The organism is Sulfurisphaera javensis (assembly GCF_041154675.1).
Lineage (GTDB): Archaea > Thermoproteota > Thermoprotei_A > Sulfolobales > Sulfolobaceae > Sulfurisphaera > Sulfurisphaera javensis.
This window is the reverse complement of record NZ_AP031322.1, coordinates 2,032,715-2,051,274: the sequence shown is the minus strand read 5'-3', so window position 1 is coordinate 2,051,274 and position 18,560 is coordinate 2,032,715. Positions and strand designations below refer to the sequence as shown.

General features: G+C 33.1%; 18 protein-coding genes. 11 read left to right on the top strand and 7 right to left on the bottom strand.

Annotated features, from left to right (window positions below; all coding sequences use genetic code 11):
- Positions 1–28 precede the first annotated feature (28 nt).
- The gene (argF, locus tag ACAM25_RS11330) at positions 29–949 is read left to right on the top strand and encodes an ornithine carbamoyltransferase (protein WP_369609826.1); all 921 of its coding nucleotides are present in this window, start codon (positions 29–31) and stop codon (positions 947–949) included.
- Here argF and ACAM25_RS11325 read toward each other — a convergent pair.
- From ACAM25_RS11325 to thrC, 5 genes are read right to left on the bottom strand one after another with little or no spacing between them, the layout of a single operon-like run.
- Positions 938–2,167 (bottom strand): Nre family DNA repair protein, encoded by a 1,230-nt coding sequence (locus ACAM25_RS11325; protein ID WP_369609825.1) that lies wholly within the window; start codon positions 2,165–2,167, stop codon positions 938–940. The genes argF and ACAM25_RS11325 overlap by 12 nt on opposite strands.
- Positions 2,136–2,792, bottom strand: a complete 657-nt coding sequence (locus tag ACAM25_RS11320; RefSeq protein WP_369609824.1) for a PHP-associated domain-containing protein — start codon at positions 2,790–2,792, stop codon at positions 2,136–2,138. Before ACAM25_RS11320 ends, ACAM25_RS11325 begins: the two co-directional genes overlap by 32 nt.
- Complete coding sequence (gene asd / locus ACAM25_RS11315; protein WP_369609823.1) at positions 2,792–3,844, bottom strand: aspartate-semialdehyde dehydrogenase; 1,053 nt, start codon at positions 3,842–3,844, stop codon at positions 2,792–2,794. The genes ACAM25_RS11320 and asd overlap by 1 nt, the downstream gene beginning before the upstream one ends.
- Positions 3,829–5,172, bottom strand: a complete 1,344-nt coding sequence (locus ACAM25_RS11310) for an aspartate kinase (RefSeq protein WP_369609822.1) — start codon at positions 5,170–5,172, stop codon at positions 3,829–3,831. Before ACAM25_RS11310 ends, asd begins: the two co-directional genes overlap by 16 nt.
- On the bottom strand, positions 5,169–6,356 hold the full coding sequence (gene thrC / locus ACAM25_RS11305; RefSeq protein ID WP_369609821.1) for a threonine synthase: 1,188 nt from the start codon (positions 6,354–6,356) through the stop codon (positions 5,169–5,171). The genes ACAM25_RS11310 and thrC overlap by 4 nt, the downstream gene beginning before the upstream one ends.
- 90 nt (positions 6,357–6,446) lie before the next feature.
- Here thrC and ACAM25_RS11300 point away from each other — a divergent pair, with 90 nt between their 5' ends.
- A complete protein-coding gene (locus tag ACAM25_RS11300) occupies positions 6,447–7,892 on the top strand; it encodes a UbiD family decarboxylase (protein WP_369611673.1) in 1,446 nt (481 codons plus the stop codon).
- Here the strand turns inward: ACAM25_RS11300 and ACAM25_RS11295 are convergent.
- Positions 7,870–8,151 (bottom strand): hypothetical protein, encoded by a 282-nt coding sequence (locus ACAM25_RS11295; protein ID WP_369609820.1) that lies wholly within the window; start codon positions 8,149–8,151, stop codon positions 7,870–7,872. The two genes, ACAM25_RS11300 and ACAM25_RS11295, sit on opposite strands and share 23 nt — an antisense overlap.
- Before the next feature lie 80 nt (positions 8,152–8,231).
- Here ACAM25_RS11295 and cdvB1/B2 point away from each other — a divergent pair, with 80 nt between their 5' ends.
- Complete coding sequence (gene cdvB1/B2, locus ACAM25_RS11290) at positions 8,232–8,894, top strand: cell division protein CdvB1/B2 (protein WP_369609819.1); 663 nt, start codon at positions 8,232–8,234, stop codon at positions 8,892–8,894.
- 76 nt (positions 8,895–8,970) lie between these two features.
- Positions 8,971–11,334 carry a pyruvate, water dikinase gene (gene ppsA, locus ACAM25_RS11285; RefSeq protein ID WP_369609818.1) on the top strand — a complete coding sequence of 788 codons (2,364 nt, stop codon included), beginning with the start codon at positions 8,971–8,973 and terminating at the stop codon, positions 11,332–11,334.
- A 227-nt stretch (positions 11,335–11,561) separates the two neighbouring features.
- On the opposite strand, the gene ACAM25_RS11280 is transcribed toward ppsA, so the two are convergent.
- Positions 11,562–12,641, bottom strand: a complete 1,080-nt coding sequence (locus tag ACAM25_RS11280; protein ID WP_369609817.1) for an inositol-3-phosphate synthase — start codon at positions 12,639–12,641, stop codon at positions 11,562–11,564.
- A gap of 96 nt (positions 12,642–12,737) precedes the next feature.
- Between ACAM25_RS11280 and ACAM25_RS11275 the strand changes: the two genes are divergently transcribed.
- From ACAM25_RS11275 to ACAM25_RS11245, 7 genes are read left to right on the top strand one after another with little or no spacing between them, the layout of a single operon-like run.
- Complete coding sequence (locus ACAM25_RS11275; protein ID WP_369609816.1) at positions 12,738–13,013, top strand: acylphosphatase; 276 nt, start codon at positions 12,738–12,740, stop codon at positions 13,011–13,013.
- Between the two features lie 57 nt (positions 13,014–13,070).
- Positions 13,071–14,339, top strand: a complete 1,269-nt coding sequence (locus ACAM25_RS11270) for a TrpB-like pyridoxal phosphate-dependent enzyme (RefSeq protein ID WP_369609815.1) — start codon at positions 13,071–13,073, stop codon at positions 14,337–14,339.
- Positions 14,336–15,073 carry a tryptophan synthase subunit alpha gene (gene trpA, locus ACAM25_RS11265; RefSeq protein WP_369609814.1) on the top strand — a complete coding sequence of 246 codons (738 nt, stop codon included), beginning with the start codon at positions 14,336–14,338 and terminating at the stop codon, positions 15,071–15,073. Before ACAM25_RS11270 ends, trpA begins: the two co-directional genes overlap by 4 nt.
- The gene (gene trpD / locus ACAM25_RS11260; RefSeq protein ID WP_369611672.1) at positions 15,069–16,097 is read left to right on the top strand and encodes an anthranilate phosphoribosyltransferase; all 1,029 of its coding nucleotides are present in this window, start codon (positions 15,069–15,071) and stop codon (positions 16,095–16,097) included. The genes trpA and trpD overlap by 5 nt, the downstream gene beginning before the upstream one ends.
- Positions 16,090–16,692, top strand: a complete 603-nt coding sequence (locus ACAM25_RS11255) for a phosphoribosylanthranilate isomerase (protein ID WP_369609813.1) — start codon at positions 16,090–16,092, stop codon at positions 16,690–16,692. Before trpD ends, ACAM25_RS11255 begins: the two co-directional genes overlap by 8 nt.
- Positions 16,674–17,975 (top strand): anthranilate synthase component I, encoded by a 1,302-nt coding sequence (locus ACAM25_RS11250; protein WP_369609812.1) that lies wholly within the window; start codon positions 16,674–16,676, stop codon positions 17,973–17,975. The genes ACAM25_RS11255 and ACAM25_RS11250 overlap by 19 nt, the downstream gene beginning before the upstream one ends.
- Positions 17,975–18,559, top strand: coding sequence for an aminodeoxychorismate/anthranilate synthase component II (locus ACAM25_RS11245; RefSeq protein ID WP_369609811.1), 585 nt, complete (start codon positions 17,975–17,977; stop codon positions 18,557–18,559). The genes ACAM25_RS11250 and ACAM25_RS11245 overlap by 1 nt, the downstream gene beginning before the upstream one ends.
- Position 18,560 lies beyond the last annotated feature (1 nt).

Here is an 18,560-nt window from a genome sequence, read left to right as displayed (position 1 = left end):
TTTAAATAAGAGGTCTAAAATTTAAAATATGTTAAAAGGAAAAAGCTTGTTATGCCTATTGGATTTTTCAAAGCAAGAAATTGAAAAAATGATGGAAGTCTCATTTCAGATGAAGAATTTTTACTTAACTAAGGCTATACCTAAGTCTTTAGACGGTAAAAATGTAGCTTTAATTTTTGAGAAACCAAGCACGAGGACCAGAGTCAGTGTTGAAACAGCTGTAAGAGTTTTGGGTGGAAATCCGATAGTTTTGAATAAGTCAGAAATTCAGCTAGGTAGAGGAGAACCAGTAGAAGATACTGCAAGAGTCTTAGGCAGATATGTTGATGGGATTGGTGCAAGAGTTTTAAAACATGAATCCTTAGAGATCTTGTCAAAATATTCTGGGAAACCTACCATTAATTTGTTAAGTGATCTTTCTCACCCATTACAAGCTTTAGCAGATTTTATGACAATAAAAGAGAAATTTGGTGAATATACGTCAGTAACTTTTGTTGGAGATGGAGGTGATAATGTATTAGTTAGTTTAATGGCTTTTGTGGCAAAGATGGGGTTAACAATAAAGATTGCCTCCCCTAAAGAACTAAGACCTAGAGAAGATATTTGGAAAAAGATTGAGGAAGAAGCTGAAAAAAGTGGTGCTATTATCGAATTTTATGAAGATCCATATGAAGCCGTGAGGGGTACAAAAGTGGTTTATACTGATGTTTGGGTAAGTATGGGACAAGAAGAGATAGCCGAAAAGAAGAAAGCTATGCTAAAGGATTACAAAGTAACTACAGATCTAATGAAGTATGCTAGCAAAGATGCAATTTTTATGCATTGTTTGCCTGCTGTACGAGGCGAAGAAGTTGATAAGGAAGTGCTTGATGGTCCTCAAAGTGCTGTGTGGGATGAGGCTGAAAATAGATTATATACTGCGATGTCTGTTCTCTCTTTACTTCTTTAGGAACTCATCTATAGTTTTTTGAGTTAAAATTTTCTTTATACTTTTTATTTCTAACAAGTTAACTTTTGCCTTTAATTTAGAATTCACGTAAATAATTGCATCTTGAAGTTTATCAAACTTTAAGGGATTGTTATTAAAAGCTCTTTTTACTGTCTCTCTTATGTGCCAATTTCCTACTGGAGCATAGTATTCATTAGTAATCTCTCTAATGATTATTATTCCAGATTGTTTTCTCATCTCAAAGAGTTTTTCTACGACAGAAAATCTAGCTGCCATATATCCTCCATCTAAAAAATCATAATCTCCCCAGTAATCTTCTGATAAGTCACTAATTACTAACTCATTAGCCCATAATGATAATGGATGCCAAATTTCTACCCACACTGACCTAAATTTTGATGGGAATAAAATTATGTGAAAATAGTTGCCTAAATAAGAATTGTAAAATACTTGAACTTCGCTTATAGTGTCAAAGTTTCTTATCTGGTTAAGCATGAAGTTTCCTAAAGTACTGTCTACTGCAGTTATTGCCCATCTAGTAGGAACTATTTTTCTGTTTTTTCTGATTCCTAGAAGACCTAGAGAAAGTGCATTTATTATAGTATATATACTTTGTTTATTGTTATAGAGTTCCAGGATAGCTTCTTGTGCTTTTATATCATCAAATATTAATTTATCTATGGGTTTAGGTATTTTCGGATTTTCGTTAATCTTAATATCTTTAGCGTTTAGTGATGGTCCTCTAGGTAACAAAAGCCCGTCGAATTTTAGTTTAGGTATCAAGTTTTTGCTTTCACTTAGTACTTCAGATAGTACTGGTTTTTCAGATACCGCAGTTATTGAAACTTCTTTATCATAGAGTTCATAAGGATTATTTGCATTAACGTTAGCTAATATTGAGGAAATTAAAGAAGTTCTTAAAGATAAAATATCACTTAAACTTTTCTTCCCCCACCATCCTTCTGGATTCTCGTAATCTTTTGCTTCTTCTCCTATTACTGAGGGGGGAATGTTGTATATTATTGAAACTTTTGGATAGTTTTTTTCTCCAACAACTATGCTTGGAGGAGTTGATCCTTGTATTTTGTCTGAATTTTTAATTTTTGCCACTGTTATTGCAACATTTCTAAATCTATCTAATATAGGACAAGAGGGTAATCCACATAAGTATTTATGGCCTTTACATCTAATACATAGTTCTGCGGGAATTTTCCTCAATTTTTAGTTTCCTCAATATATACCATTTGGCGATTTCAAACTTAGCCTTTACTGTTAATCCAATGCCTACAGGTTCTATTTTTCCTTTCCTTATACAATCTAGTATTTCATCTACATTAAATTCTGAGATATTTACAATATTGTATGCGGAGCCTAATGCGTATTTTACATGAGAGTCACTATTTGCTAATCCAGGCAAGTTTAGTTGGATAGATACTTTTTTAGCTTTTTCATTCGCTGATTTAGGAGCTTTTGAGTTATATATCTCAATTGCATTAAAATGATATTCAAATATTTTATCTCCTATTCCTTTACGAAAAATATCAAATGGGTGAGAAGGAAAAATTATGCAATTGTTTTCCTTTGAATAATCAACGAGCTCATAGATTCTTTTTGGTGGGTCTGGAGGAAAATTACATAAAATAACAACATGACCAAATTCTGTTGTTACTTCCTGTCCAGGAATAACTAGTTTATGTTTAAAAACTAAATGGGCTTTGGATGTATCATGATCGGTTATAGCAATTCCATTAAGCCCTATCTTTAAAGCATAATTTATCATTTCTTGTGGAGATTCTCTTCCATCACTATAAAAAGTATGAGTATGAAAATCTATTTTTAACATTAAATATACCCTAATTCTTTCATGACTTCTACTGTAAGTATAGTTATTCCGGCAGCACCTCTAATTAAGTTGTCACCTAAGACTACCATTCTTAGCACACCATTTTCATGCCTTATTCTTCCAACTGTTACTGCCATACCGTTTTCAGCACTTACATCTATTATAGGTTGCGGTCTATCTTCTTCGTCTCTAACTATTATGGGTTGTTTTGGAGCTGTGGGTAGGTTTTTCTGTTGAGGTAAAGATTTAAAATTCTTTAATGTCTTCTTTATTTCTTCAATGTTAATTTTTTCATCAGTTATTATATTTATAACTCCCATATGTCCTACTCTTGTAGGTACTCTTATTGATGTGATATTAGAATCTAAATTTGCTGGAATAATTTGGCCATTAGTAATTTTTCCATTTAATTTTGTTAGTTCTTTAGCTATTTTGTCTTCCTCACCTTTTATATATGGTATAATATTTCCTTCGATTGCCATAAAAGGAATTCCGTTATATCCAGCACCACTCACAGCTTGCAATGTAGTTATAATTATTTTAGATTTTACAGCTATGTCAAGTAATGGTTTTATTGGCATAGACATTATTGCAGCTGTACAATTAGGATTCTTAACGAGAATTCCTTTCCATCCCTTTCTTTCTCTTTGAACCTTTAGTAGTTCTAAATGTTCCCAATTAACTTCTGGGTTTATTAGAGGAACATCTGGATCCATTCTAAAGGGACTAGCATTAGATACAACAACTTTACCGTTTTTAACAAGCTCAAGCTCTATTGACTCTGCTAACTCATTGGGTAAAGCTGATAAGACTACATCTACATCTTTATGATCTTCATAATTAGTTGAAACTATAGGTAAATCTTGTACTTCTTCTGGTATATCTCCTTGTTCTATCCACTTTACGGCTTCTTTGTATTTTTTACCAATTTTACTTGGAGACGCACTTACCTTTACAAGTTCAAGATAAGGATGCTTAGCTAACATCTTTACCATTTTTTGTCCTACCATTCCAGTAGAACCTAATAATGAGACTTTTATTTTGTCTGCCACTCTAAAACCACCTCGTGAAGTTCTTTAGCTAGACTATTTTCATCTTTTTCATCAACTATAAATGTTAAGCTTACTCCTTTCAAACCTCTAGATATGAATATAGGATCTAAAGAAGAAGCTTTACTTAGAACTTTTGCTGATATTTCTTTATTTCTTAGTCCACATCCTACGATGCTTATTGCGCTAACTTTAGTTGATTGAATATCTTCTATTAAGTTACTTAGACTGTTTAGCCTTTCTATAAGCCTCTCTTTATCTTGTGAGTCAATTACTAGTTGTATAACTGTTTCTGATACTGGTTGTGAGATAGCAACAAGATTTACATTAGCGTTTCTAGCTTCTGACATTATTGTAGCAGCAGAGCCTATCTTTCCAACTATGTTTGTACTTTCTATTGTTATTAATTCGATATTGTTTCTAGTTGCAATTCCTTTTAAAATATCTTCTTTAGTGCAACTTCCTTCTATTATTGTATTCCCTTCTTCATATAATCCTTCTATTACAACTCTTAGATTAGTGTTAAATATTGGATCAAATGTTCTTGGATGTAACTTTTTAGCTCCTAACTGCGAAAGTTCAATTGCCTCTTCTAATGCTAATCTGGGAATTGTCCTAGCTTCTGGTATCTTTTTGGGATCAGCCGTCATTATGCCAGGGACTTCAGTAATTAATTTTACTTCTTTTGCTCCTAAAATTTTTCCTACAACTGTTGCTGTATAGTCGCTCCCACCACGACCTATTGTAGTATATTTATTTTCTTTACTTTTTCCGATAAAGCCTGGAATAACTATGACGTTTTCTTTTATGCCGTCTATCTTTTTAGTAAGGTTTTCTTTTGAGGGTTGAAGTAATACGTTTGCTTCTCCGTAATTTTCATCTGTTATTAAAGGAGGCTCCACTATGTAATTTGCTGGAATGTTATTTGATCTTAAGAATGCTGATAATAAAATCACAGCAAATCTTTCACCAAATGATAATATGTAATCTCTAACTCTTGGTGTTACCTCATCAAGTACTCTTACTGACCATGCTATTTTGAAAAGTTCATCTGTAAGTTTTGATAATTCTCCAAACGAGCGTTCAAATTCAATTCCGTTAGTCAGTTTTGAAAGTAATCTAATGTGTCTATCATAAATATCAGTAACTAGGTCCATAGATTTATCAGTCTCTTTAATTATTTCTAAGAGTTGGTTAGTGACATTCTTAATAGCAGAAGTTACTATAATGTTTTTATCATTGGAATCTATTTCTTTTCTTAGTTTTTCTAATATTAATTCATAATCTTTTTCATCTTTTTGAATGGATCCACCAATTTTAATTACTTTCATCTTAGATCACTTAATATAATTTCGTTTATGTGTTCTGGATTAATTAAAATTCTTCTTGCTTCTGCTTTTACCATTGCGTCCGGGTCCTTCAATGCATGTCCAGTTAATATAAGGACAGTTCTCTCATTTTTATCTATTTTTCCATTATTTACAAGTTTCAAATATCCAGCATAAGAGGCTGCTGAGGCTGGTTCTGCTCCAATTCCTTCTTTTCTTGCTAGTTCCTTTTGTGCTTCTAAAATTTCAGAGTCAGAAACATAAGTTGCAAAACCATTAGATGACTTTATTGCTTTTATTGCCTTCTTCCAGTTAACTGGTTTTCCTATCCTTATAGCAGAGGCAATAGTTTCTGGTGAATCTACAAACTCTGGTTTATCAAGACCTTTCTCTAATGCTTTCGCTATTGGGGCTGCTCCTTCTGCTTGAACCCCAATCATTCTTGGTACTTTGTCTATTATTCCAATGTTCATTAGTTCAGTAAATCCTTTCCAAATAGCGTAAATGTTTCCTGCATTGCCAACTGGTACTATAACATTGTCTGGTACTCCTATATCTTCAACTATTTCAAATGCTATAGTCTTTTGTCCTTCAAGTCTCCAAGGATTGAAAGAATTTAATGGGTAAACTATCTTTAGTTCTTTATATAACCTCATTACACTATTCATTGCAATATCAAAACTTCCATCAACTTCTAATATTGTTGTACCATACAATATGGATTGTGCTAGTTTTCCTAAGGCTACTTTTCCTTTAGGTAAAACTATGTAACTTTTTAAACCAGCTCTACTGGCATAAGCAGCAGCAGATGCAGCAGTATTTCCAGTAGAAGCAGCTACTACTACTTTATAGTTTAAGGATTTTGCAGAACTTATAGCTACTGTCATTCCCCTGTCCTTAAAGCTTCCAGTAGGGTTGGCTCCCTCAAATTTAAAGTATAAGTTTGGGCTAGAGGAAGATTTAATCAGAGGAGTATTTCCTTCATTAAGGCTCACTATTTCTTTATATTCACCAGCAATAAGTTCTTTATATCTCCATACTCCTTTACCTTTTAATTTATTGAATGAGAAGTCCTTTTTAGGTTCTAATATTATTTCAAGTAATCCTCCACATCGAGGGCAAGTTATAGTATCTTGTTGGAGAGGATATTCAGTTCCACAGTCTAAGCATTTTAGATATCCTTGCATGTTTCCAACTATAGCTCACCACTAACGTTTAAGCACTTTTGTATACTAAATTATAAGCTTTATCTTATGAATACTATTCTAGTGATTAATTTGGCCTTTTCGGATTTACGTGAATATATAAATTTCATGCGTTCAAAGAAAAAAATTATTGAAATTCAAGATGAGGTTGATCCAATACTTGAAATTGCAGAAATTTCTAGACGAGCAACGTATAATAAGTTACCTCCTTTATTATTTAAGAATGTAAAAGGGTATCCTGGATGGAGTGTAATTACTAACATATATTATTCTATTGAAGCATTTTATGACTTGTTTGGTACTAATAACCTAGAAGAAATTACGAAATCTTTTCTTGAAAATATGATGGGTTCTTTGCCCCTATCATTTTCGAGTAAAATTAGAAATTTATTTGATATCTTGAAATTAGGAAAGATATTACCTAAAAATAAAAAACCATTGTTTAAGGAAAATGAAGAATTAAATTTTGAAAAAATACCAGCATTAAAAACTTGGCCTAAAGATGCTGGTAGATATTTAACTTTTTCAATAGTAATAACTAAAGATCCAGATACTAATGTACATAACCTAAGTGTATATAGGGTTCAATTACTTAATGAAAAGGAGGCTATAGTTCATTGGCAAGCTTTAAAGAGAGGTGCTCTTACTTCCTTTAAATACAAAGAGAAAGGAATAACAAAGATACCAGTAGCAATAGTAAACGGCGTTGATCCAATATTAGCTTTTGTTGCTGCTTCTCCAGTTCCACCAGGATTAGATAAGTATCTCTTTGCCGGGATTTTACGTAATGAAGGAGTTGATGTACATGAATTAGATAATGGGATTTTAGTGCCTTCTCATGCGGAGACTGTTTTTGAAGGCTATGTAGATATAGAAGATTCAAGGTTAGAAGGACCTTTTGGTGATCATTTAGGTTATTATACTCCTCCAGATTATTATCCGGTATTTAAACTAGAGAAAGCATATTCTAGGGATAATCCGATATTTCATGCAACTTCTGTTGGAAAACCTCCATTAGAAGACGCTTGGATAGGTAAAGCTGTAGAGAGATTATTTCTCCCCTTTATAAAGATGCTTATACCTGAGGTAGTAGATATGAACTTACCAGAGTATGGGCTATTTACTGGTATAGGTATATTTTCTATAAAGAAAAGATATCCGGGACAAGCTAAGAAAACTATGATGAGTATCTGGGGTTTAGGACAGCTTAGTTTATTAAAAATGCTTATAATTGTTGATTCTGATGTAAATGTTCATGATTTAAATCAAGTTCTTTACGCTATCACTACAACTGTTAATCCAAGTAGAGATATCGTAATAATAGATAATATTATAACTGATTCGTTAGATCATACTACTCCATTTCCCCCATTAGGTAGTAAAATAGGCATTGATGCTACTAGGAAGTTTAAGGAGGAACTAGGAAGAGATTGGCCAGAGGAAGTTTCGAGCGATGAAAGTGTTGTGAAAAGAATAACTCCGATATGGGAAAAAATTAAAACTCAATATCTTCCCTAAAAGTCCTATCGTCAATTGTGTATACTATACTAATTGATTTTAGATTTTTTAATTCTGATTTTACCTTAATTTTTTCTCCTGATTTTATTTCTTTTTCTATTATTTTATCCTCATTTATAGTTTTTATTGATCTTTGATCTTCTATTGTTAACACTGTAACCTCATAATGCAGAGTAACAAGCCTAAGTAATACCTTTTTATTGCTTTTATTTGTTAATACTACAGTACCATCCTGTAAAGTAGCGTCAAAAACTCTCATTCTTTTTCACGCTCTTCATGAGTATTATATGGTTTTTTTGCTTATAAGCTATCCTTTAACAACGCTTATAATTGAGTAAAATGGCTGGCGTAAATGAATTCATAAAGAATTGGAGTGGCGATAAGAAAGAGCCATCAGTTGCAGAAAAAGTGAAGAGTTTATTTAAGCCACAACAACCATTAAGATATAGATTAGTAATGGCACATTACAGATTAAAAACTACTATTAGCAGATTAGATGTTTATATATCAAAATTACAAGAAAGGGATAGGACATTATTTGAAAAAGTAGTTGAAGCTCAAATGAATAAAGATACAGCTAGGGCAGCAATGTATGCTAATGAAATAGCTGAAATAAGAAAAGTTACAAAACAGTTACTTACTACACAAATAGCATTAGAACAAGTAGAATTAAGGTTGGAAACCATAACTGAATTAGGTGATGTGTTTACATCTTTAATACCAGTTTTAGGAGTTGTTAGAGAATTAAGGCAAGCTATGAAGGGTGTAATGCCAGAGTTGTCTGTAGAACTAGCAGAATTAGAGGAAGGACTACAAGAGGTTGTAATTGAAGCAGGAGAATTTACTGGATCTGGAATTGATTATACTATTACATCTCCAGAGGCAAAGAAGATATTAGAGGAGGCTTCCGCTGTTGCAGAGCAGAGAATGAAAGAGAAGTTCCCATCACTTCCATCGTTTGTTACTTCAGTAGCTCAAAAATCTAATGAAAATCAAAAATAAACAATTGTAATAGCTTTTTTGAAGAGTCAAAAACATTTTTTAATGTTTAAATCGGAATTTTTATTGGGAGACAAGTTTGGATTCTTCCCTTGTTGAAGGGAGTTTAGTTACTGATCTTAAAAATATTAGAAAAGATATGATAAGTCTAGCTGGTGGAAAAGGAGCTAATTTAGGCGAATTGATATCAATGGGTATAAGAGTACCGCCCGGCTTTGTTATAACTTCTCATGCGTATAAATATTTTATTACATATAATAAATTAGATGAGAAGATTAAAGAAATCTTTGAAAGAGAAAAAGATGATGAAGTAATAAGTAGTAAAATTAAAGAACTAATTTTAAGTAGTGAAATTCCTCCAGATTTAGCTAATCAGATTTTGTCAGCTTTTGATAATTTATCGAAATTAGTTGGAAAGGAAATACTAGTTGCCGTTCGATCTTCAGCTACTGCAGAAGACATAGAATCTGCAAGTTTTGCTGGTCAACAAGACACATATTTGAATGTGAGTAGGGCAGAATTATTAGATGCAGTTAAGAGAGTTTGGAGCAGCTTATATACTGCTAGAGCAATAAGCTATAGAAGATTTAAAGGAATAGATCAGATAAGTGTAGAGATGGCAGTAGTTGTACAAAAGATGGTAAACTCTAGATCCGCTGGAGTTATGTTCACATTACATCCTGCTACTGGAGATAGAAATTATATTATGATAGAAGCAAGCTGGGGATTAGGAGAAGCTGTTGTAAGTGGAAAAGTTACTCCCGATGAAGTAGTTATAGATAAATCTTCCTTAAAAATAGTTGAGAAGAAAGTTTCCCATAAGATTTTAAAAATAGTTTATGATAGAGAAAAGAAACAAAATGTTATACTTAATTTATCTGGTGAAGAAGCGGATAAAATGTCTATAAGTGATGAAGAAGCAATAGAATTAGCAAAACTTGCTTTAAAGATAGAACAACATTATGGTAGACCAATGGATATTGAGTGGGCTATTGATGCAGATATGAAATTCCCAGATAATGTTTTTATTGTTCAGGCAAGGCCAGAAACTTATTGGACCAATAAGCAAACTGAAAGTAAAAAAGAAGAAGTAAAAGTTAGTGTTGGAAAAGTTTTAACTAGAGGTTTACCAGCAAGCCCTGGAATAGCGTACGGAAAAGCTAGAGTAATTTTAGATGTTAAAGAGGCTAAAGATTTTGAAAAAGGTGAGATACTAGTCACAAGAATGACAGATCCAGACTGGGTTCCTATAATGAAAATCGCATCAGCTATTGTAACTGATGAAGGAGGAATGACAAGTCATGCTGCTATAGTTTCCAGAGAACTTGGAATACCAGCTGTTGTAGGTACTGGTAATGCTACTAAGGTTATTAAAGATGGTGAAGAGGTAACAGTGGATGCTATTAGAGGGATAGTATATGAAGGTAAACTCACATTTGAAACTGAAGAGAAAAAGGAGGCTACAGTTCAGACTACTACTGCAGTTAGCGGAATCAGTAGGGACGTTCTGCTTAGTCTTTATCCAGTAACAGCAACTAAAATTTATATGAATTTAGGTCAGCCTGATATAATTCATAAGTATCTTGATTTACCTTTTGACGGAATTGGTTTGATGAGAATTGAATTTATTGTAAGTGAATGGATAAAGTATCATCCTCTCTATTTAATAAAGACTGGTAAGCCAGAGTTATTTGTTGATAAGTTGGCTGAAGGAATTTCAATGGTTGCGTCTGCCATTTATCCTAGACCAGTTGTAGTTAGGTTTTCAGACTTTAAGACTAATGAATATAAAAGATTAATAGGTGGTGAGGAATTTGAACCAGAAGAGAGAAATCCAATGATTGGTTGGAGAGGTGTTTCAAGATACGTTAGTCCGCAATATGAACCAGCATTTAGGTTAGAGGTCAGAGCTATACGTAAAGTTAGAGATGAGATGGGTCTTAAGAACGTCTGGGTAATGTTCCCATTCGTTAGGACAACTTGGGAGTTAGAAAAAGCTATTAAGATTATGGAGGAAGAAGGACTAAGAAGAGGTCAAGACTTTAAGGTTTGGATCATGGCAGAAGTTCCCTCTGTAGTAGTTTTAGCTGATAAGTTTGCACAAATTGTGGATGGCTTTAGTATTGGTAGTAATGATTTAGCTCAATTAACCTTAGGAGTTGATAGGGACTCGGATCTTTTAGCTAGAATGGGATATTATGATGAGAGAGATCCAGCTGTGCTAGAATCTATCAAGAAATTAATCAAAGTTGCTCATAAGTATGGTAGAACAGTTTCTATTTGTGGACAAGCACCAAGTGTTTATCCAGAAATTAATGAATTCTTAGTTAGGCAAGGAATTGACAGTATTAGTGTAAACCCTGACGCTGTGATTCAAGTAAGGAGACAAGTAGCTTCAATAGAGCAAAAAATAATGTTGGAGAAACTTAGGAATAAGAAGTAAAACATTCTTTACAATACCTTCTCGCTCCATCAAAATAAGCTGTACACTCTTCACATATTATCCTTCCACATTTTTCGCATTTTCCTATAGCTAAATTTTTATGACAAATTTGACATAAGCTAATCTCGCAAACTACACAGATTTCTTTTTCTTTTATATAGTCCTTTTCACATACCTTTCTTCCGCATAATTTGCAAGTATATTTAGCTACTCTTTCTTCACATATTTCACATTTCAAGGAACTTTCTAAACCATCTGTATGCTTCTTCATCATCTTTAGCCTGAATTGGTGGATGTTTAAAGTAGAATGCTGATACCTCAACTAAAGGTCCCCCTATTTTTCTATCTAATGCTACTTTTACAGCTCTAATTACATCTACAAGTACTGCAGCGCAATTAGATTTATCATCCACCTCTAATGATGCCTCAATTTTTATAGGCATTCCAGCAAAGCCAGAACCTTTTAGATAAATGTAAGCTACTTTAGTATTTCCTAAGAATGGCACATAATCTGAAGGGCCAATTCTTATTTTTCCTTCCTTTTCTAAATAATTCTCATCCTCTAATGTACTTGTAACAGCTTTGGTTTTACTCACTCTTTTAGAATATAATCTTTCTTCAGTTTTCATATTTAGAAAATCTGTGTTTCCTCCTACGTTTAACTGATATGTTTCTTCAACTTTAACTCCTCTTAATCTAAATAAAGAAGTTAAAGTTCTATGAAGTATTGTAGCTCCTACTTGGCCTTTTATATCGTCGCCAGCTATAGGCAAATTCTTTTCTTTAAATAACTGTGGAAACTTACCAGTAGGGTCACTAGCGATAAACACTGGAATTGCATTTATGAAAGCTGTATTAGCTTCTAATGCAGCTCTTGCGTATTCTCTGCTAGCTTGTTCACTTCCTACTGGTAGTAAATTTATTAAAATTTCGGCTTTGCTATCTTTTAGTTCTTGTATAACGCTTTCTAAGGATCCCTCATTAGTGGGATTAAAAACATCTTGCATATGTTTAGCTACACCATCAAGAACTGGCCCGGGTTTAACTTTTATCCCTTTCTTTTCCATGTCTACTATTTTTGGGGTAATGTTTGGTTTCTCGAATATTGCTTCACTAATATCCTTTCCTACTTTGTTCTTAGATACATCAAATGCTGTTACAACTTCTATATCTGTAACTTTATAACCGTTTATAATAGGAGTTATAAGACCTTCATAATAATTATTTCCTTTCCGTTTATAATATTCTATTCCCTGAATCAGCATTGATGCACAATTACCTAAACCAGCTATTGCTATCCTAATCATATGTTTTTAAACAAGAAAAGTAGTTAATAAAATATACCACGTGATGAAAAAATATTGCAGATTGGTGAAGAAGTGGAGCGACTCTGAGGTGGTATTATGTTAAAGAGAATGTATGTTATAGTTAAAGGTAAAGTTCAAGGTGTAGGGTTTAGAAAATGGGTTCAAATTCATGCGGTAAGACTTGGAATAAAGGGTTATGCAAAAAACTTAGAAGACGGAGAAACTGTTGAGATTGTAGCAGAAGGATACGAAGAAGCATTACAGAAATTACTTGAATATATAAGGAGAGGGCCTCCATTAGCTAAAGTTGAGCATGTAGAATATAGATTTTTAGAGTATAAAGGAGAATTTGACAGCTTTGAGACCTTATAACATTAAAATTTATAAACCAGATGATTTTTTAGTCTATTAGGTGTTTTTGTTGCACCAATGGTAAATTCAGATCTCCTACCAAAATATTGGTATAACATAATACCAGATCTACCTAAACCCTTACCCCCACCAAGAGATCCACCAGATGCAGAATTTTCAAGAATAGGACTATTAAAGAAAATTTTACCTAAAGAAGTTTTAAGACAACAGTTTACTATAGAGAGATTTATAAAAATCCCAGAAGAAGTAAGGGACAGATATGCAGTAATTGGAAGACCCACTCCTTTAATGAGGGCTAAAAGGCTGGAAGAGTATCTTGATACACCGGCTAAGATATACTTTAAATATGAAGGTGCTACACCAACTGGCTCTCATAAGATAAATACAGCAATACCTCAAGCGTACTTTGCAGCTGAAGAAGGAATTTCTCATGTAGTTACTGAAACTGGTGCAGGACAATGGGGAACTGCCGTTGCATTGGCTGCATCAATGTATGATTTAGCTTCAACAATATTTATGGTAAGAGTAAGTTTTGAACAAAAGCCATTGAGAAGGACAATAATGGAGCTTTATGGGGGAGAAGTGTACGCAAGTCCTACTGACTTAACTGAATTTGGAAGGAAAATACTTAAGGAGAATCCTAATCATCCGGGTTCATTAGGAATAGCAATGAGTGAAGCTATTGAGTACGCATTAGATCATAATTACAGGTATTTAGTTGGCAGTGTTCTAGATGTAGTTTTATTACATCAGTCTGTTATAGGAATGGAAACAATAGCACAATTAGACGAAATAGGAGAAGAACCAGATATATTAATTGGCTGTGTAGGTGGTGGAAGTAACTTCGGAGGATTTAGTTATCCATTTATAGGAGCTAAAAAAGGAAAGAAGTTTATTGCTGTAGGTGCAGCTGAAATTCCTAAGTTCAGTACTGGTAGATATGAATACGATTATCCAGATACTGCTGGATTATTACCTCTAGTGAAGATGATAACTTTAGGGAAAGATTATGTTCCACCACCTATTTATGCCGGAGGTTTAAGATATCATGGTGTTGCACCTAGCTTAAGTTTACTCATCAAGGAAAAAATTGTGGAATGGAGAGAATATAAAGAGGAGGAAATTTATGAAGCTGCAAAGATATTTATGAAAACTCAAGGGATTGTTCCAGCCCCAGAGTCTGCTCATGCAATAAAAGCTGTAATAGATGAAGCTTTGAAAGCTAAAGCTGAGAAGGAAAAGAGAGTAATTGTATTTAATTTAAGTGGACATGGTTTGTTAGATCTTGGTAATTATGAGTCTATAAGGAAAAGGGTTGAAAAATGAAAAAAATGCTAGTTACTTATATGACATTAGGATATCCTAACCTAGAATATTTTTATACTTTTGTAGAGAAGAGTGTTGAATTAGGTACTGATATACTGGAAATAGGTTTGCCACCAAAATATGCTAAGTATGACGGTCCAGTAATTAGGAAAAGTTATAAGGCAGTTACTTCTTGGTTAAAAGATTATTTTACTCCATTAAGAGAAGTAAGGAAAAGGGTGAGCATTCCGATTGTTATTCTTACATATCTTGAAGATTATTTATCTAATTTAGATTCGTTTTTGACTACATTACACGAGATTGGAATTGATGGTGTTTTATTCCCAGATCTATTAATAGATTTTATTGACGATTATGAGAATTACGTTAACAAAATTAAAGAGAAAGGGGTAAAAGCTGTATTATTTACTGGTCCTTCTCTACCAGATAATTTAATAATTACAGCTTCTAAGATGTCTGATCTATTTCTTTATTACGGTGTTAGGCCTACAACTGGTGTACTAATCCCAGTAAGCGTGGATTCTCTAATTGTTAGAATAAGGAATTTAGTTCAGAACAAATTAGTGGTTGGATTTGGATTGAATGACTTTAATGATATGAGAAAAGCTCTTTCTGCTGGTGCTGACGGTGTTGCTATAGGTACTGCATTTATTGAAGAAATAGAAAAAAATGGAGTTAATTCTGCTTTACAGTTAGTTAAAACTATTAGGGGGATCCTAGACGAATACAATTGACCTATTAAAAAAAGTAGTTAAAAGAGAAAATTTAATGGAAGAAGAAGCAAGAAATATAGCAAATAAGATTATGAAGGCTGAAATACCAGAGATTGTTACAGCTGGTTTCCTTGTGGGATTAGCGACTAAAGGAGAAAGCATTGAAGAAATAGTAGGATTTGCTAAGGCTATGAGAGAAAACGCTTTACACATAAATTTTCCAAGTGCATTGGATACTGCTGGAACTGGTGGAGACGGTTTTAATACGTTAAATGTAAGTACTGCGGTAGCATTATTGTTAAGTCAAATTCATCCAGTTGCAAAACATGGCAATAGAGCTGTGAGCGGTAAATCTGGTAGTGCCGATGTATTAGAAGCAATGGGTTATAATATAAATGTGAAACCAGAGTTAGCTGAGAAGTTAATAAAAGAAACAAACTTTGTCTTTCTTTTTGCTCAGTTATATCATCCCGCTATGAAAAACGTTGCTAACGTTAGAAGAACTTTAGGAATAAGGACAATCTTTAACATTCTAGGCCCCTTAACTAATCCAGCTTCAGCTAGGTATCAAATGATAGGTGTATTTTCTAGGGACTTTTTACATAAGCTATCAGAAGTTGTAGTTAAACTAGATTACGATAAAGTAGTTCTATATAATGGTTTCCCCTCATTAGACGAAATAAGTACGCAAGGTGTTACGTATGTTTATGAAGTTGAAAGGGATAAGGTAGTTAGTTATGAAGTTACAGTAGAAGATTTTGGTTTAAAAGAAGAAGTCCCCGTGTCTAAATTAGTTGTTGAAGATTCCACGCATTCAGCACTAAGAATGTTAAAGGCTTTTAAGGGAAAGGATGAAGATGCAAGAAAGTTCATTGGAATAAATGCTTCTATGGGATTATATGTAATAAGGAAAGTAAAAGATCTTAAAGATGGTTATGAATATGCTTTACAGCTAATGGATTCTAGTATATCTCACATAAAATCTATAGTGGAAAAAAATGGAGATATAACGAAGTTTATGAGATTGGTGGAAAAAATTGATTAAAATAAAATTTTGTGGCATTTCTCACATTGAAGATGCTATATTAGCATCTAAATTGGCTGATTTTTTAGGTGTAGTTACAGATCCTATTAGTCCCAGATATGTAAAGCCAGAATTTATTAATATAGTAAAGAGGTTTGTAGATAAACCAATAGTGAATGTAAAAGTAAATGGGGATTTACGAGTTATTATTAATGAAAGTGATGCTGATTATGTTCAACTCCATAGGGTTTTGTCAGATAATGAAATAGAAGAGACTCTAAGTTATAGTAAGAAGTTTATATTTTACGTTCCAGCTAACGAGAAATTTTACTCTTATTTTAATACGATAATAAAAAAGACTAATCATCTTATTCTTGTTGATTCAGAAAAGAAAGGAGAAAAAGTAAACCTAGAATTTGCTAAAAAGTTAGTAAAGGAATACGATAAGGTAGGAATAGGAGGAGGAATTACGCCAGATAACGTAGAAGAATTCCTCTCTTTAAATCCCTATTGGATCGATATTTCGTCTGGTATCGAGAAATATAAGACAAAGAAAGACCAGGAAAAAATGATCAAAATAAGTGAGAAGGTGAAAAAATGGACGTTTATCCAATAATTTCATTTGCTCAACCTTATGAAGTATTTAAGTGTATAATTGAAGAAGAACAAATTGCAGCACTTTTAGAAAGTGGTTCTGGTCCTCAACACAAATCAAGGTATAGCATAGTAGCCTGGGGAAAGAAAGGTTATCTGAATATTCAAAATAATAGTGTGAATGGAGATATAAATGATAGTTTTTATGATCCAGTTGATGTTTTAAAAAAGTTTTTATCGAGAGCACCTCAATTAGATTTGCCAGGTAGGTTTAAAGGTGGTATGATAGGTTATGTAAGTTATGATGCCGTAAGGTATTGGGAAAACATTAAAGATCTAAAGGCTGAAGCCGAGAACTGGCCTTATATGGAATTCTTCATACCAGAAAATATCATTATATATGACCATGTTGAGGGTAAGGTTTATGTAGAAGGAGACTTACCTAAAATTTTCTCATGTAAGGATATAGGAAACGTAAAGTTCGAGTTTGAATCAGAATCTTTAGGTAAAACGCAATTTGAAAAAGCTGTTTCAGACATCTTGGATTATATAAGAAATGGCTATGCTTTTCAGGTAGTTATTTCTAGGTTTTTACGATATAATTATAAAGGTGATTTAATGAGATTTTATTATAATTTAAGGAAAATAAATCCCTCACCTTATATGTACTACTTGAAGTTTTATGATAGGCAAGTTATAGGTTCAAGTCCAGAAACATTATTTAGTTTGCAAGATGGCATTGTAGAAACTTATCCAATTGCTGGTTCAAGACCTAGAGGTAAAACACCAGAAGAGGATTTAGGGCTAGAAAAAGAACTGTTAGCTTCAGAGAAGGAAAGGGCAGAACATATAATGTTAGTTGATTTAGCAAGAAATGATATTGGTAAAGTCTGTTATATGGGGTCTGTTAAAGTCCCAGAATTTATGTATATTGAAAAATATAGCCATGTCCAACATATTGTAACAAAAGTCGTTGGTACTTTAAGAAGAAACTATGATTCTTTTGATGTTTTAAAGGCCGTATTTCCAGCTGGAACAGTGAGTGGTGCACCTAAACCTATGGCTATGAATATTATTGAGCTTTTAGAACCCTACAAAAGAGGACCATATGCTGGCGGAGTTGGATTTTTCTCAGCTAATGGGGATGCAGAATTTGCTATAACTATTAGGAGTGCTTTTGCTAATAAAGATCTGTTTAGAATTCAAGCTGGAGCTGGAATAGTTTATGATTCAATACCAGAGATGGAATATTATGAAACAGAACATAAAATGAGAGCATTAAAAGTGGCTATGGGTGTAGAATAGTGGACCTAACTTTAATTATAGATAATTATGACAGTTTTGTTTACAATATAGCACAAATTGTAGGCGAGTTAGGAAGTTATCCCATTGTTATAAGGAATGATGAAATTAGTGTGAAAGGAATAGAAAGAATTAATCCAGATAGAATAATAATTTCGCCAGGGCCAGGATCACCAGATAAGAAAGAAGATATAGGGATAGTAATAGATGTTATTAAGCAATTAGGAAAAAGGATTCCTATACTCGGCATTTGTTTAGGGCATCAAGCGATAGGTTATGCTTTTGGAGCTAAAATAAGAAAAGCTAAGAAAGTTTTTCACGGAAAAATAAGCAAAATAGAACTTCTTAATATTAACGTGCCAATATATGACGGTTTACCCAAGCAAATTGAAGCTACAAGATATCATAGTTTAGTTGTAGATGAGGTAAAGGAACCTTTAATTATAGATGCGTACTCTATGGAAGATCACGAAATAATGGGAATTCATCATTCTGAATTAAGGATATATGGTGTACAATTTCATCCAGAAAGTGTAGGCACTCCTTTAGGCAAGAGAATTATTTATAACTTCCTCAATAAAGTATAAT

Coding starts and splice junctions, on each gene's coding strand:
- argF (WP_369609826.1), top strand. CDS start 29: ATGTTAAAAGGAAAAAGCTTGTTATGCCTATTGGATTTTTCAAAGCAA.
- ACAM25_RS11320 (WP_369609824.1), bottom strand. CDS start 2,792: ATGTTAAAAATAGATTTTCATACTCATACTTTTTATAGTGATGGAAGA.
- ACAM25_RS11310 (WP_369609822.1), bottom strand. CDS start 5,172: ATGAAAGTAATTAAAATTGGTGGATCCATTCAAAAAGATGAAAAAGAT.
- thrC (WP_369609821.1), bottom strand. CDS start 6,356: ATGCAAGGATATCTAAAATGCTTAGACTGTGGAACTGAATATCCTCTC.
- ACAM25_RS11295 (WP_369609820.1), bottom strand. CDS start 8,151: ATGAGAGTTTTTGACGCTACTTTACAGGATGGTACTGTAGTATTAACA.
- cdvB1/B2 (WP_369609819.1), top strand. CDS start 8,232: ATGGCTGGCGTAAATGAATTCATAAAGAATTGGAGTGGCGATAAGAAA.
- ACAM25_RS11280 (WP_369609817.1), bottom strand. CDS start 12,641: ATGATTAGGATAGCAATAGCTGGTTTAGGTAATTGTGCATCAATGCTG.
- ACAM25_RS11275 (WP_369609816.1), top strand. CDS start 12,738: ATGTTAAAGAGAATGTATGTTATAGTTAAAGGTAAAGTTCAAGGTGTA.
- ACAM25_RS11270 (WP_369609815.1), top strand. CDS start 13,071: ATGGTAAATTCAGATCTCCTACCAAAATATTGGTATAACATAATACCA.
- trpA (WP_369609814.1), top strand. CDS start 14,336: ATGAAAAAAATGCTAGTTACTTATATGACATTAGGATATCCTAACCTA.
- ACAM25_RS11250 (WP_369609812.1), top strand. CDS start 16,674: ATGGACGTTTATCCAATAATTTCATTTGCTCAACCTTATGAAGTATTT.